At 60.3% G+C, this 13,749-nt stretch carries 13 protein-coding genes; 7 read left to right on the top strand and 6 right to left on the bottom strand.

Annotated features, from left to right (window positions below; translation table 11 throughout):
- Nucleotides 1–147 precede the first annotated feature (147 nt).
- The 3 genes from AC6I79_RS14855 to dbpA form a co-directional block, all read right to left on the bottom strand.
- Nucleotides 148–1,275 (bottom strand): DDE-type integrase/transposase/recombinase, encoded by a 1,128-nt coding sequence (locus tag AC6I79_RS14855; protein WP_159377460.1) that lies wholly within the window; start codon nt 1,273–1,275, stop codon nt 148–150.
- A gap of 738 nt (nt 1,276–2,013) precedes the next feature.
- Nucleotides 2,014–2,976, bottom strand: a complete 963-nt coding sequence (locus AC6I79_RS14850) for a chemotaxis protein (protein ID WP_021507259.1) — start codon at nt 2,974–2,976, stop codon at nt 2,014–2,016.
- Between the two features lie 141 nt (nt 2,977–3,117).
- Nucleotides 3,118–4,497 (bottom strand): ATP-dependent RNA helicase DbpA, encoded by a 1,380-nt coding sequence (gene dbpA / locus AC6I79_RS14845; RefSeq protein WP_159377459.1) that lies wholly within the window; start codon nt 4,495–4,497, stop codon nt 3,118–3,120.
- 391 nt (nt 4,498–4,888) lie between these two features.
- On the opposite strand from dbpA, the gene AC6I79_RS14840 reads away from it, so the two are divergent.
- Nucleotides 4,889–5,086: a hypothetical protein gene (locus AC6I79_RS14840; protein ID WP_010618157.1), complete on the top strand. Its 198-nt coding sequence runs from the start codon at nt 4,889–4,891 to the stop codon at nt 5,084–5,086.
- Between the two features lie 109 nt (nt 5,087–5,195).
- Here AC6I79_RS14840 and AC6I79_RS14835 read toward each other — a convergent pair whose 3' ends face one another.
- A complete protein-coding gene (locus AC6I79_RS14835) occupies nt 5,196–6,557 on the bottom strand; it encodes an amidohydrolase family protein (protein ID WP_159377458.1) in 1,362 nt (453 codons plus the stop codon).
- 89 nt (nt 6,558–6,646) lie between these two features.
- Nucleotides 6,647–7,507: a LysR family transcriptional regulator gene (locus tag AC6I79_RS14830; RefSeq protein ID WP_058757998.1), complete on the bottom strand. Its 861-nt coding sequence runs from the start codon at nt 7,505–7,507 to the stop codon at nt 6,647–6,649.
- An 87-nt stretch (nt 7,508–7,594) separates the two neighbouring features.
- Between AC6I79_RS14830 and AC6I79_RS14825 the strand changes: the two genes are divergently transcribed.
- From AC6I79_RS14825 to yniD, 6 genes are all read left to right on the top strand, one after another.
- Nucleotides 7,595–8,767 carry a cyanate transporter gene (locus AC6I79_RS14825; RefSeq protein WP_498027356.1) on the top strand — a complete coding sequence of 391 codons (1,173 nt, stop codon included), beginning with the start codon at nt 7,595–7,597 and terminating at the stop codon, nt 8,765–8,767.
- Between the two features lie 227 nt (nt 8,768–8,994).
- Nucleotides 8,995–10,644 carry an L-lactate permease gene (gene lldP / locus AC6I79_RS14820; protein ID WP_159377456.1) on the top strand — a complete coding sequence of 550 codons (1,650 nt, stop codon included), beginning with the start codon at nt 8,995–8,997 and terminating at the stop codon, nt 10,642–10,644.
- Entirely contained in the window at nt 10,641–11,426 is a 786-nt protein-coding gene (gene lldR, locus AC6I79_RS14815) for a transcriptional regulator LldR (RefSeq protein ID WP_059011939.1), read from the top strand. Before lldP ends, lldR begins: the two co-directional genes overlap by 4 nt.
- Nucleotides 11,426–12,616 carry an FMN-dependent L-lactate dehydrogenase LldD gene (gene lldD, locus AC6I79_RS14810; RefSeq protein ID WP_498027355.1) on the top strand — a complete coding sequence of 397 codons (1,191 nt, stop codon included), beginning with the start codon at nt 11,426–11,428 and terminating at the stop codon, nt 12,614–12,616. The genes lldR and lldD overlap by 1 nt, the downstream gene beginning before the upstream one ends.
- Nucleotides 12,617–12,678: 62 nt before the next feature.
- Entirely contained in the window at nt 12,679–13,107 is a 429-nt protein-coding gene (locus tag AC6I79_RS14805) for an OsmC family protein (RefSeq protein WP_021313986.1), read from the top strand.
- 79 nt (nt 13,108–13,186) lie between these two features.
- On the top strand, nt 13,187–13,294 hold the full coding sequence (gene yniD / locus AC6I79_RS14800; protein WP_021507251.1) for a small membrane protein YniD: 108 nt from the start codon (nt 13,187–13,189) through the stop codon (nt 13,292–13,294).
- A 111-nt stretch (nt 13,295–13,405) separates the two neighbouring features.
- Here the strand turns inward: yniD and AC6I79_RS14795 are convergent, their stop codons facing one another.
- A complete protein-coding gene (locus AC6I79_RS14795; RefSeq protein ID WP_021507249.1) occupies nt 13,406–13,645 on the bottom strand; it encodes a hypothetical protein in 240 nt (79 codons plus the stop codon).
- Nucleotides 13,646–13,749: the final 104 nt, after the last annotated feature.

Genomic DNA, 13,749 nt, shown 5'->3' with positions numbered 1-13,749 from the left:
TTGTCACAAAACGGTTAAGGGGGCTTAAGGTTGATTAATCACTGGTCGTAATTAGCTGGCGTCAAGGCCTGTGCCGGTGCGCAAAATGGTACGACCGGGCACATGGGTAACAGATCAGACCGGGCACACAGGTAACACTTTTTGTGGTCAGTCGATCCGGATAATACGCTTTTCTGCCCGGTCATAATACGCAAGGATGAGCCTGTCGAAGAGGATGACGTCAATGCCGTCGTCCACTTCCAGGAACCGCACGTACTCGCCCCGTAACGCTGCGCTCAGGAAGGTCCGCCCGTTCAGCCTCAGGTCGCCTTTTTCACCGACTTTGTACAGCTTCGCCCCCTCCGGATAGCCCACCTCCGGCACTTTTCCGTTCCATTTCCGCGGTGAAGGCGTCCATATTTTCGCGGGCGGCTGCTGCCCGTGCGCCTCATGCGGCTTTTCCTGATTGAACTCGTTCCGCCATCCGCTGCACCACGCCTGCTGCTCCGGCAGCGAGCCAAAGACGTCGTGATGGCTCATGGCGACCTTCAGCGACCGGTGCATCCGCTCGTGGCGGGCGTTCTGCCCCGGACAGCCCGGCGCGGTTCTTTCCGGCTGTATCCCCAGTTTTATCAGCCACACGCTCAGCTGCGTCAGCGCGAGGATGCCCGGCGCAACGAAGGGCGAGCCGTTGTCGGTGCGGATAACGTCGGGCAGCCCGCCTTCCAGGAAGGCCTTTTCCATGCAGCCGCGCACGAACACCGTGGTCTCCGACGTGCCCGGCTCGCAGGACAGCAGGTAGCGGCTGTGGTTATCGGTGAGCGTGAAGGGGCGGCACCAGCTGCCGTCTTTCAGGCGGAAGCGCCCTTTAAAATCAGCGCTCCAGACGTGGTTATTCCTCACGGGTGTCGTGAGACTGCGCAGGTTGCCCGGCGTTCGCTTATGCGGCGTCCGCGGCTGCACCATTCCCGCCGCCTTCAGCAGGTCGCCGATGGTGCTGGCGGCGGGCACGATGAAGTCAGCGCCGTTGCTGAGGAACCAGTGGCGGATTTTTTTTGGCCCCCAGTCGGGGTGCTGCTGGCGGAACTGAACAAGGCGCGCGGCGATGTCGGGGGCGATTTTATCGGGCTGGAGATGGCGGGCGCGGGAGAGATTTTCAAGCGAGGAGAGCTCGCCGGGGTTAAAGCGGCTGAGCCACTTGTAGCCGGTTTTGCGGCTGATGCCGTGGCGGTGACACAGCTGCGTCATGGATTCCCCGCCTACCTGGCAGGCGAGGATGAATTCAAGGCGTTGCATGGTAACAGTCTCAGTCCAGGGCATAGTGAGTCTCCTCTGCTATGCCGTTTATAACTGTTACCCATGTGCCCGGTCTAAAGTGTTACCCATGTGGCCGGTTTGTACCAAATTGCGCACCCTACAAAAACGCGCAGAGACTGCAGGCTCACCTTTCATGGTGACCTGAGACGCGCAATTGAAAGGCATCGCGCAATAAATTGCGCCGCTACTCCCCGTGCGGTTATCAGCGGCATCACATGGAAGGAATATCAGTTACCCGTGCGGTTATCAGCGGCATCTTATGAAAGGAATATCTGCATGATAAGTCGCGCCATCATGATTCATTGCGAATGCGATATCTGCATTATCCCGTTGCACAAACCGTAGCGGCGCGATTCATCGCGCATTTCATTTCCTGCACCATGGCGGAATGCGCAATAAATTGCGCCGCTACCATCCGTGCGGTTATCAGCGGCATCACACGAAAAGAAAATCAGTCGCCCGTGCGGTTATCAGCGACATCCTATGAAAGGGATATCTGCGTGACACGTCGCGCCATCATGATTCATTGCGGATGGGATATCTGCATTATCCCGTCGCACAAACCGTAGCGGCGCGATTCATCGCGCATTTCATTAGACGATTAATAGATCAGTAAGACAGGATAAATACGCCGTTACGCTAATGCAGCGGATGACAGGCGAGCGGGCACAAAAAAGGCGCGAACATCGCGCCTGAGGGGATAATCGGGGCAAGCGCTTAGCGCTTCTTCTCCAGCACGCGATAAATCACGCTGGAAAGCTCGTTGATTTCAAACTTAGCGACGTAACCGTCAGCGCCCACTTTGCGCACGTGATCTTCGTTGGCGCTGCCAGAGAGCGAAGAGTGAATCACCACCGGAATCTGCCGCAGCGCGTCGTCGCGCTTGATGTTGCGCGTCAGGGTAAAGCCGTCCATCTCCGGCATTTCGAGGTCGGTCAGCACCAGCGCGATTTTGTCGTGAATCGACTCGCCGTTAGCCTGCGCTTCTTTCTGCATCTCGCTGATTTTAATCCACGCTTCAAGCCCGGTATTATGCATGATGGCCGGAATGCCCATGCTTTTCAACCCCTGTTCCAGCAGCTGACGCGCCACTTTAGAGTCTTCAGCAACAATCGCAACCTGGCCGGGTTTAAGGTTGAAATTCTTCGCCGTCTCTTCGCTCGGCTCAACGCCGCGCACCGACGGAATGATGTCATACAGAATCTGCTCGACGTCGAGCACCAGTGCCAGATTGTTGCTCTGACCGTCGGTGTCCAGACAGGCGATGCTGGTGATGTTACGGCTGCCGATGCCTGCTTCCGCCGTGTGCACCTGATTCCAGTCGAGACGCACAATGTTCTCCACTGATTCCACGGCAAATGCCTGGGTGCTGCGCGCGTATTCGGTGACCAGCAGCAGGTTGAGGCCGGTTTCCGGTTTGCAGCCGGTTACGGCCGGCAGGTCGATTACCGGAATAAACTGGCCGCGAATGCTGGCCATGCCGAGCAGCGGTGAATTCATGCCGGCGGCGCGGGTAATCGTCGGCATTGGCACAATTTCACGCAGTTTAAATACGTTGATGCCGTACAGCTCAGACTTGCCTTTCAGCCGATCGGAACCCAGCCGGAACAGCAGCAGTTCGAATTTGTTAGAAAGCGCAAGGTTGGCGCGTTCATCGATCTCTTTCTGAAAATTATCCATTGTGGCCTCGGGGCAGAATCTGGGCGGAGTAAAGGGCAGGGCAATAGCGCCATGATTAACTTATCGGCAGCGGAGGAAAAAAATGAAGGGAAGGGCGATGAAAATTTAGCGTAAGGGCGATCGCCCTCACGCTCACGACAGTTACTTCAGCAGAATCGCGCGCACGCTTTTGCCTTTGATCTTGCCCTCTTTCAGCTTGATCAGTGCTTTTTTCGCCTGCGCGGCGTCGATGGCGACATACGCATGGGTCGGGGTGAGATCGATTTTACCGATCTGATCGCCGCTGAAACCGGCTTCACCGGTCAGGGCGCCCAGAATATCGCCGGGACGCATCTTGGCTTTGCGCCCACCGTCAATGCAAAGCGTCATCATTGCCGCCGGCAGCGGCTGTGCGCCTTTGCCTTTCAGCGTGCTGGCCGGCTGCCAGTTGAGCTTCTGCTGCAGGTAATCTTCCAGCGCATGAGCGCGCACCATTTCGTCGGCCGCCACAAAGCTGACCGCCAGCCCCTGTTCGCCGGCGCGGCCGGTACGGCCAATGCGGTGGATGTGCACTTCCGGATCCCACGCCAGCTGGAAGTTAACCACCAGCGCCAGCGATTTAATGTCGAGGCCGCGCGCGGCGACGTCGGTGGCGATCAGCACGCGGATGCTGCCGTTGGCAAAGCGAATCAGCACGCGTTCGCGATCGCGCTGTTCCAGATCGCCGTGCAGCGCCAGCGCGCTGATCTGGCGATCGTTGAGCGCGGCTGCAATTTCATCGCATTCCCGTTTGGTGTTACAGAACACCACGCAGGAAGCCGGTTGCTGCTGGCTGAGCAGAGCGCTGAGCAGGTTGATACGCTCGCTGGCGCTGGTTTCAATAAACTGCTGCTCAATCGCCGGCAGTTCCGACTGCGCTTCGGTCGCTACCGCCAGCGCATCGCGCTGAAAGCGCTGACTCAGGCTGGCAATGGTATCGGGCCAGGTGGCGGAGAACAGTAGCGTCTGACGTGAATCCGGCGTAAAGCCAATGATAGCTTCCATATCGTCGCGGAAACCCATCTCCAGCATGCGATCGGCTTCGTCCAGCACCAGGCTCTGCAACTGACTTAAATCGAGATTGTCACGCTTGAGATGATCGAGGATGCGCCCCGGCGTGCCGACCACAATATGCGGCGCGTGCACCAGCGAATCGCGCTGCGCGCTCATTGGCTGGCCGCCGCACAGCGTCAGGATCTTGATGTTGCGGGTGAAGCGCGCCAGCTGACGCAGCACGTTGCTGACCTGGTCGGCCAGTTCACGCGTCGGGCACAGCACCAGCGCCTGGGTATGAAAACGCCCGCTGTCGATGCGGTTCAGCACGCCAATACCGAAGGCGGCGGTTTTACCGCTGCCGGTTTGCGCCTGCGCCCGCACATCGCGTCCGCTAAGGATGGCCGGCAGGGAAGCGGCCTGAATCGGCGTCATGGCGTCGAAGCCCATCTCGCGCAGGTTGTCGAGCTGGCTGGCAGGCAGTTGCGTCAGGGTAGAAAAAGCAGTCACAGGAGCATCTCAGGTAGTAGCAGGAATAGCGGCGGCCAGTCTGGCAGAAAGGCGGGCTATCGGCAACGGCAATTACGGCAATAATCACGCGGTGAAATTAGTCAGCCGTTGCGCTTTGTCAGGTCAATGATGAGGTGCAACTATCGCAAAGTTTTAATGAATGTTCCGAATTTCACACGAGGCAGCACGAACGGTAAAAACGCTTTTTCGAGGGAAAAAATGATATTAGCCGCAGCGATACGGCATTATCGCGGCACGTTGCGGTGATTTTCAGTGATATTTCGCTTATATGTTACGCGTTATGCGGAAAATCTGAGTAAAAATCCTAACCGCTTTGCTTTATATTTAGCGCGCCATTTGGCAATTAATAATTACTTCAGAGGTCACCTCATTGAGTCACTATGTCCAGGGACAAAACGAAGACGTTCTGAAAATCGTCGGCCGCGCCGTGCTAACGCTGCATCTGCATGGAGAGACGTTATCCTCCGATAAAGTCAGCTCCATGATTGCCTGTTATGCGGAAGAAGAGCCTGTTAATGACGATGAGCACCAGCGCCTGTATGCGCTGGCGATTCAGATGTTGTCTTAAATCCAGCATTATCATCGGGCTTGCCGCGCCGGTGTCACCTTCCAAAGCCTCCTGCGGGAGGCTTTTTTCTGGCCGGGTCTGGCGTGCTGGTGCTGGCTGCGATGTGCCATCAGGCGCTGAATACCGGCGTGCCGCGCTGGAACGTAGCGCGCACCGGCGCAATGCGCGCCACGGCTTCCGCCGAGCAGCTGGCGTCGACCAGCATCATACTGGCTTCATCCTGCAGCTGTGGCCACTGGCGCGCACCGCTGTTGGCAAGCGGCAGAATGCCGCCGGTGGCGATATGCAGCGCGCGGCTCAGGCCAAACTCATCCGATCCGCGATACAGCTGGGCATACAGATTGGCTTTCTCCAGCATGTTGCCGGTACCGAACGGCGACCAGTGATCGATCACGCTGTCGGTGCCGGTCATCACTGTCACGCCCGCTGCCTGCAGCTGCGGCAATGGCATCGTCAGCTTGCCAATCGGAATCGTTGACGCCACGCTCATCTGCTGTTCGGCCATGCCGGCGATAATCTCATCCAGCGCCTTACCTTCCAGCGTGGCGAGCGCGAAACCGTGGCTCAGCGTCACTTTGCCTTTCAGCTGTGGATTACGGGCGATGGTGGCGATCATGTACTGAATGGCTGCCACGCCGGCGGCGCTGGTCTCATGCAGATGAATGTCCACGCCGCGATCGTAATCGAGCGCGATGCGGAACATCGCATCAAGTGAAGCCTGCATGGCGCCGTCCACGTTAGTGGGATCCAGCCCACCGACATACTGCACGCCGAGCTGCATCGCCTCGCGCATCAGACCATCGACCTGCGAATGCAGCAAACCATGCTGCGGAAAGGCGACGATCTCACAGCGAAACGCCGGATGGTTGGCCAGCGCCAGCTGCAGATGTTCGAGACTTTTCAGGCCACTGACTGGATCGATGTTGCAGTGGCTGCGCGCTTCGGTGCTGCCTTTACTTTGCAGCAGGCCAATCAGCGCTTCGGCGCGCGCCTGCGAGGTTGGCAGCAGCTGGGGAATCAGCACCTGCTCGCGCGCAATCATATCCATGATGGTCTTGCCCTGCCGCGGGCGCGGTGCCTGCCACGGTCCGCCGTAGAAGGTTTTATCCAGATGGATGTGCATGTCCCGCGTGCGCGGTAACAGCAGCGCACCGCCGGCATCCCACTGCGGCAGGGCAGGCTGGCGCGCCTGGCCGGCGGCGCTAATGGCGCTGAACTTGCCTTCTTTAATGGTGATGTCGTACAGCGCAGTGCGGGTGGCGACTATCTCCGCGCCGTCGCGCTCAAATCCCTCTTCGAGGCGCACATTCAGCAGCTGATAGTGCGCCACGGCAGGCGGCGGGGTGGACGAGACCGGTGGTGTGTCGGGACGGGCGGCGCTGCTCATGCCAGCCATCATCAGGCTGCCTGCGGCAGTAAGGCGCACGCCGTGGCTGAGGAAATCACGGCGGCTGGAAGCGGTCAGAGGCATCGGAAACTTCAGGCAAAAGGAAAAAACCTAATCTGGCAAAACCGACGCCGCCGCGCTGCGATATTTCCCACTGCCAGGCAGTGGAAAAATCACTGCCACTGTAGCTGGCAGAATTGCACCAGCGCAGCGGCCAGCGCCTGTTGCAGCGCATCCTGCGGCTTACGGCAGAACAGCGCCAGCTCAAAATGGCTGATCACCGGTAAACCCTCAGCGCTGCCCAGCACGCGGTGACCGGGCAGGCGGCAGCTGGCGGGCAGCAGCGTCAGGCCGAGACCAGCGGCGCTGGCGCTGGCGAGGGCCACGAGACTGGCGCTGCTGTAGCTGATGCGCCAGCTGCGGCCGAGCGCATCCAGTGTCTGACACATATCTTCGCGATACAGCCCCTGCTGCGGAAACACCACCAGCGGCAGCGGCGTCTGGTCAAAGCAGGGATGTTCAGCACTGTCCAGCCACAGCAGCGGCTCGGGCCGGGCGGCCAGCGGGCGATCGCCGCCCGGCTGCTTGATCAGCATCAGATCCAGCTCTTCGCGCTGCCATGCGCGATGCAAATCGACGTACATGCCGCTCATCACGTCAAGACGCAGCTGCGGATGCTGTCGGCTGAATCCGGCCAGCAGGCTGGCGGTCGGGGCGGCAAAATCCTCCGGCACGCCAATGCGCACAATGCCGTCGCGCCACTTATCGCTCAGCACATCGTGCGCTTCACCATTGAGGGCGATAATGCGCCGCGCGTAGCCGAGCAATTTTTCTCCCTCTTCGGTCAGCGCCACCTGATGCGAGGTGCGCTGTAACAGCGCTTTACCCACCATCTCTTCCAGTCGCCGCACCTGCTGACTGACCGTCGACTGCGACAGGTGCACACGCTCGGCGGCGCGGGTAAAGCTGGCGGTCTCGCACACCGCCACAAAGCTCAATAGCTGCTGCGGCGTAAACATTGGCTGACGATTCATTTATCCACTGCCCATCATGGTGTTATTTCATTTCCAAATAGTACTGTCTGCTGCGATGCTGACAACCTTTTCACTGCAGGATGGGTTATGAACCGACATGCCAATACGTTAACGCTGGCTGCGCTGGTGCTGGCCGGGCTGAACATGCGCCCGCTGCTGACCTCGGTCAGTCCGCTGCTGGGCCAGCTGCGCCACAGCCTGCATCTGTCAGTGCTGGCCGCCTCGCTGCTGCCGGCGGTGCCGATGGTGATGATGGGCGCGGTGGCGTTGTTCAGCGCCAGGCTGATGCAGCGCGTGGCCTTAAAGCCCTTACTGCTGGCCGGGCTGACGCTGCTGCTGCTGGCACTGGCGGCGCGCGGCGTGATCGACAGCGGCAGCGGGCTGGTGCTCAGCGCGCTGTTCGCCGGCATCGGCGTCGGCGTGGTGCAGATGGCGATGCCGGGACTGATTCGTCAGCGTTTTAGCCGGCGCAGCGCGGCGGTCACCGGGCTGTGGGCGGGCGCGCTGATGGGCGGCGGCGGACTGGGCGCGACGCTGTCGCCGTGGCTCAGCGCGCAGCTTGGCGTACCGCTGGCGCTCAGCGGCTGGGCGCTGCCGGTGCTGCTGGCTATCCTGCTGTGGCTACGGGTGCGCGTGCCTGCTGCGCCGGATGCCGCGCAGGTAACGCTGCCGCCGCTGTGGCGTAAGCCGCGCGCCTGGTCGCTGGCGCTGAGCTTTGGCCTGGTCAACGGCGGCTATGCCACCTGCGTTGCCTGGCTGCCGGATGCGTATCACCGGCTGGGCTGGTCGGCGCAGGCCGGCGGCTCGCTGCTGGGCGTGATGATTCTGAGCCAGGTTGCCGGCGCGCTGCTGATGCCACTGCTGGCGCGCGGTGTCGATCGTCGTCCGCAGCTGATTGTCAGTCTGCTGTGTCAGCTGGCCGGGATGAGCGGGTTTCTTTTTGCGCCACTGCTGGCGCCGTGGCTGTGGGCCGCCATCGCCGGCTTCGGTCTCGGTGCCGCGTTCCCGCTGGCGATGGTGCTGGCGCTCGATCATCTGCCGCAGCCGCAGGCAGGCGCGCGGCTGGTGGCCTTCATGCAGGGCGCAGGATTCATCATCGCCGGCTGCATGCCGTTTATTGCCGGTCAGTTGCAGGTGCTCACCCATAGCTTTGCCAGCGTATGGCTGATGCAGGGCATCGTGACGCTGGGGCTGATCGGACTGAATCTGCGTTTTCATCCGCGCAGCTATGCGCGCGCCTTTGGTGCGGCAGCGCGCTGATTGGTCCTACCAATGTTATAAAAATGTAGCCACATGGTCACATAATACGAAAAATCACGCCTGCCGCGTTGCTTTGAGTTAACAATGCATTAACTATCTGGAGCCATAAAGCCCGTCAGCCGCAATGTGGTCCTACCAATTGTGGTCCAAAACGGGGCAACTACCTGCGGCGCACGCCTGCTTTTGCCGATGCGCCGCATCCCTCTGGTGACCTCTGGAGAAACGGCATGCAGGTGTGGCAACAAAACTACGATCCGCTCAACAATTTGTGGCTATCCAGCCTGGTGGCGGTGATCCCGATTGTTTTTTTCTTCTTCGCGCTGATTAAGCTCAAGCTGAAGGGCTATCAGGCCGGTACGATCACCGTGGTGCTGGCGCTGCTGGTGGCGCTGTTGCTGTACGGCATGCCGGTGCCCCAGGCGCTGGCGTCGGTGGCGTATGGTTTTTTATACGGCCTGTGGCCGATTGCCTGGATTATCGTGGCGGCGGTATTTGTCTACAAGATCTCGGTGAAAACCGGCCAGTTCGATATCATTCGCGCCTCGATTCTCTCCATTACGCCAGACCAGCGTTTGCAGATGCTGATCGTCGGCTTTTCGTTTGGCGCGTTTTTAGAGGGCGCGGCAGGCTTTGGGGCACCGGTGGCGATCACCGCCGCACTGCTGGTCGGGCTGGGCTTTAATCCGCTCTATGCCGCCGGACTGTGCCTGATCGTCAACACCGCGCCGGTGGCGTTCGGCGCGATGGGGATTCCGATCATCGTCGCCGGTCAGGTCACCGGGCTGGACAGCTTCCAGATTGGCCAGATGGCGGGACGCCAGCTGCCGTTTCTCACCCTCATCGTGCTGTTCTGGATCATGGCGATCATGGATGGCTGGCGCGGCATCAAAGAGACCTGGCCGGCGGTGATGGTGGCCGGCGGCTCGTTTGCCATCGCCCAGTACCTCAGCTCTAACTTCCTTGGCCCGGAGCTGCCGGACATTATTTCGTCGCTGGCTTCGCTGATCTGCCTGACGCTGTTTCTGCGCCGCTGGCAGCCGGTGCGCATCTTCCGCTTTAAAGAGCCCGCGCCAGAGACTGCGCCATCAGGGACGCAACGCTACACGCTGGCGCAGATTGTGCATGCCTGGATGCCGTTCCTGTTCCTTACCGCGACCGTTACGCTGTGGAGTATTCCGCCGTTTAAAGCACTGTTCGCTAAAGGCGGCGCGCTGTATGACTGGGTGTTTAGCGTGCCGGTGCCGCTGCTGCACGAGCTGGTGGCACGCATGCCGCCGGTAGTGAGCGCAGCAACGCCGTATGCGGCGCTGTTCAAATTTGACGTGGTCTCCGCCACCGGCACTGCGATTCTGCTGGCGGCGGTGATTTCGGTGATTTTCCTGCGCATGAAGCCGGCGGCGGCGCTGCGCACCTTTGGCGAAACCCTGAAGGAGCTGGCGCTGCCGATTTACTCCATCGGCATGGTGCTGGCCTTTGCGTTCATCTCAAACTATTCCGGGCTGTCGGCCACGCTGGCCCTGGCGCTGGCGCACACCGGTCAGGCCTTCACCTTCTTCTCGCCGTTCCTCGGCTGGCTGGGCGTCTTTCTGACCGGCTCCGATACCTCTTCCAACGCGCTGTTCGCCGCGCTGCAGGCGACCACCGCGCAGCAGATTGGGGTGTCGGATGTGCTGCTGGTGGCCGCCAATACTACCGGTGGCGTCACCGGTAAAATGATTTCGCCGCAGTCGATCGCCATCGCCTGCGCCGCCGTGGGGCTGGTGGGGCGCGAGTCCGATCTGTTCCGGTTTACCGTTAAACACAGCCTGATTTTTACCTGTATGGTCGGCGTGATCACCACGCTGCAGGCGTATGTCTTTACCTGGATGATTCCATGACTGAACCCACACCGCGGCTGGCGGATACGCTGCGCGCGCGTCTTAGCGCCTGGATTGAAGAGCATCAGCTGAAACCCGGCATGCGTTTACCTTCGGAGCGTGCGCTGGCCGCCCGCTTCGGCGTGTCGCGCTCGTCGGTGCGTGAGGCCATCCAGCAGCTGATCAGCAGTGGTGTGCTGATCAGTAAACGCGGCGGCGGCACCTGGCTGTGCGAGCCGCAGGAGCCGTGGTCAGAACAGCGCATCGTTGAGCCGATTCGTCAGCTGCTGGCCGCCGATCCTGACTACCGCTGGGATATTCTTGAGGCGCGCCACGCGATTGAGGCCAGCACCGCCTGGCACGCCGCGCAGCGCGCCACCGAGGCGGATAAAGAGCGGCTGCGCTATGCCTTTGACGCGCTGATACAAATGAACGACTGCGACGATCCCGAACTGGCCGCGCAGGCCGATCTGCGCTTCCACCTCGCCATTGCCGAAGCCTCGCATAATCTGGTGCTGCTGCAGACCATGCGCGGATTTTTCGATCTGCTGCAATCCTCCGTGCTGCACAGCCGCCAGCGTATGTACACCCAGCCGGTTATCTTCAACCAGCTCAACGCCCAGCATCAGGCGATGTTCGATGCGGTGATGGCGGGCGACGCCGACGCGGCGCGCCAGGCGGCGATGGATCACCTCGGCTTTGTTCACACCACCATGAAAACGCTGCATGAAGACGAAGCGCGCCAGGCCCGCATCACGCGGTTACCGGGCGCCACGCAGGTTACCCGTAAGGAAGACAACTGATGATTATTTCTGCTGCCAGTGACTATCGCGCCGCGGCGCAACGTATCCTGCCGCCATTCCTGTTTCACTATCTGGACGGCGGGGCCTACGCAGAACATACCCTGAAGCGCAACGTGGCCGATCTCTCTGACGTGGCGCTGCGTCAGCGCGTGCTGAAAAACATGGCTGAGCTGAGCCTGGAAACACGGCTGTTCAATGAAACGCTGTCGATGCCGGTGGCGCTGGCGCCGGTCGGCCTGTGCGGCATGTACGCGCGACGCGGTGAAGTGCAGGCGGCACGTGCGGCAGCCAATCGCGGTATTCCATTTACCCTGTCGACGGTGTCGCTGTGCCCGATAGAAGAGGTGGCACCGGCGATTAACCGCCCGATGTGGTTTCAGCTGTATGTGCTGCGCGATCGCGGCTTTATGCGTAACGCGCTGGAGCGGGCCAAAGTGGCAGGCTGCTCGACGCTGGTGTTCACCGTCGATATGCCGACGCCGGGCGCGCGCTACCGCGATGCGCACTCCGGCATGAGCGGCCCGCATGCCGCGCTGCGCCGTTACTGGCAGGCGGTCACCCATCCGCAGTGGGCATGGGACGTCGGGCTGCACGGGCGTCCGCACGATCTCGGCAATATCTCCACGTACCTCGGTAACCCTACCGGACTGGAAGATTATATCGGCTGGCTGGCGAAAAATTTCGACCCGTCGATCTCGTGGCAGGATCTGGAGTGGATTCGCGAATTCTGGGAAGGGCCGATGGTGATCAAAGGCATTCTCGACCCGGAAGATGCGCGCGATGCGGTGCGTTTTGGCGCCGATGGCATCGTGGTCTCCAACCACGGCGGACGTCAGCTGGATGGCGTGCTGTCGTCGGCGCGCGCGCTGCCGGCCATCGCCGACGCGGTAAAGGGCGACATCACCATTCTGGCCGACAGCGGCATTCGTAACGGGCTGGATGTGGTGCGCATGATCGCGCTGGGGGCTGACAGCGTGCTGCTGGGACGCGCGTTTATCTATGCGCTGGCGACGCACGGCCAGCGCGGCGTGGAGAATCTGCTGAGTCTGGTTGAGAAAGAGATGAGGGTGGCGATGACGCTGACCGGCGCGAAAACCATTGCGGACATCACGCAGGATTCGCTGGTGCAGGCGAATGCGCTGCTGAGCGAAGCCGGACTCAGCCCGGCGCGCCCACACGCGGTGCGCTAAGCCAGGCAAAGCGCCGGCTCTTGTCTATACTGAATAGCTGTCTGACTAACAGGAGGAATGACATGACCATTCATAAGAAAGGATCGGCCCATTGGGAAGGCGACATCAAAGGCAAAGGCACGGTTAGCACTGAAAGCGGCGTGCTCAGCAACCAGCCATACGGTTTTAACACCCGTTTTGAAGGCGAGAAGGGCACCAATCCGGAAGAGCTGATTGGCGCGGCACACGCCGCCTGCTTCTCCATGGCGCTGTCGCTGATGCTGGGCCAGGCCGGTCATCCACCGAAAAGCATCGACACCACCGCCGATGTTTCACTGGACAAAAAGGGCGACGGCTTCGCCATCACCAAAATTGCCCTCAACAGCACCATTGCGCTGCCGGGCATCGATGATGCCAAATTTGATGAAATCATTCAGAAAGCCAAAGCCGGCTGCCCGGTGTCTCAGGTGCTGAATGCCGAAATCACCCTCGACTATACGCTGAATAATTAATCGCCCTCACGGGTGACCAGCGGTAGACTATGCGATGCGCCTGCGGGCGCATCGTTGCTTTCTGCTGTCTGGAGGAGACGTGGCAAAAAAACTGGCTGCGACAAAACACTGGAAGATGATTGTGGTGTTGCTGTGCATCTGCGGCGCGCTGATGCTGATTCGCTGGGCGGCGATGATATGGGGCTAAAGGATTGGGTATGCCGCCACAAGCTCGGGGTGCTGGTGATGATTATTCTGGTGCTGGAACTGGTGCACTACCTGCTGACGGCCTCGTGGCTGCCATGGCAGTTCTGACGCCTCAGGCATATTCGCCGTCATGCTCATGCTGGCGCAGATTGCGCACGCTGCTGCGCGCAATGCGGTAGGCTTTGCGCGGATCGCCCGCAACAAATTCAAAGGTGGGCGAATAGTAAAACGGCAGCCAGCCGCCGAAGCCGCTCTCCCACTCCCAGCGCACCGGACAGGGCCAGAGAATGCCGTCATACAAAATGTAATAAACCCAGCGTCCGTTGGGACGACGGGGGCGAGTTTTTTTCATGGGATTCACAACTGTAATAGTGTAAAGCAGCTTATATTTTGAACGCTGCGGGCCCAGGTTGCAATGCCGTCTGGCTGTTTTTTATGCAATTGATGACGCACTGG

It is taken from the genome of gamma proteobacterium symbiont of Scutellera amethystina (assembly GCF_059730845.1).
Note: the sequence above shows the minus strand (reverse complement) of the source record. Positions and strands in the feature narration are given on the sequence as shown.

Excerpts from the sequence above, each read along its gene's own strand:
- lldR (WP_059011939.1), top strand. The coding sequence starts at position 10,641 with ATGACTGAACCCACACCGCGGCTGGCGGATACGCTGCGCGCGCGTCTT.
- AC6I79_RS14835 (WP_159377458.1), bottom strand. The coding sequence starts at position 6,557 with ATGCCTCTGACCGCTTCCAGCCGCCGTGATTTCCTCAGCCACGGCGTG.
- AC6I79_RS14830 (WP_058757998.1), bottom strand. The coding sequence starts at position 7,507 with ATGAATCGTCAGCCAATGTTTACGCCGCAGCAGCTATTGAGCTTTGTG.
- AC6I79_RS14850 (WP_021507259.1), bottom strand. The coding sequence starts at position 2,976 with ATGGATAATTTTCAGAAAGAGATCGATGAACGCGCCAACCTTGCGCTT.
- AC6I79_RS14795 (WP_021507249.1), bottom strand. The coding sequence starts at position 13,645 with ATGAAAAAAACTCGCCCCCGTCGTCCCAACGGACGCTGGGTTTATTAC.
- lldP (WP_159377456.1), top strand. The coding sequence starts at position 8,995 with ATGCAGGTGTGGCAACAAAACTACGATCCGCTCAACAATTTGTGGCTA.
- AC6I79_RS14805 (WP_021313986.1), top strand. The coding sequence starts at position 12,679 with ATGACCATTCATAAGAAAGGATCGGCCCATTGGGAAGGCGACATCAAA.
- AC6I79_RS14855 (WP_159377460.1), bottom strand. The coding sequence starts at position 1,275 with ATGCAACGCCTTGAATTCATCCTCGCCTGCCAGGTAGGCGGGGAATCC.
- lldD (WP_498027355.1), top strand. The coding sequence starts at position 11,426 with ATGATTATTTCTGCTGCCAGTGACTATCGCGCCGCGGCGCAACGTATC.
- AC6I79_RS14825 (WP_498027356.1), top strand. The coding sequence starts at position 7,595 with ATGAACCGACATGCCAATACGTTAACGCTGGCTGCGCTGGTGCTGGCC.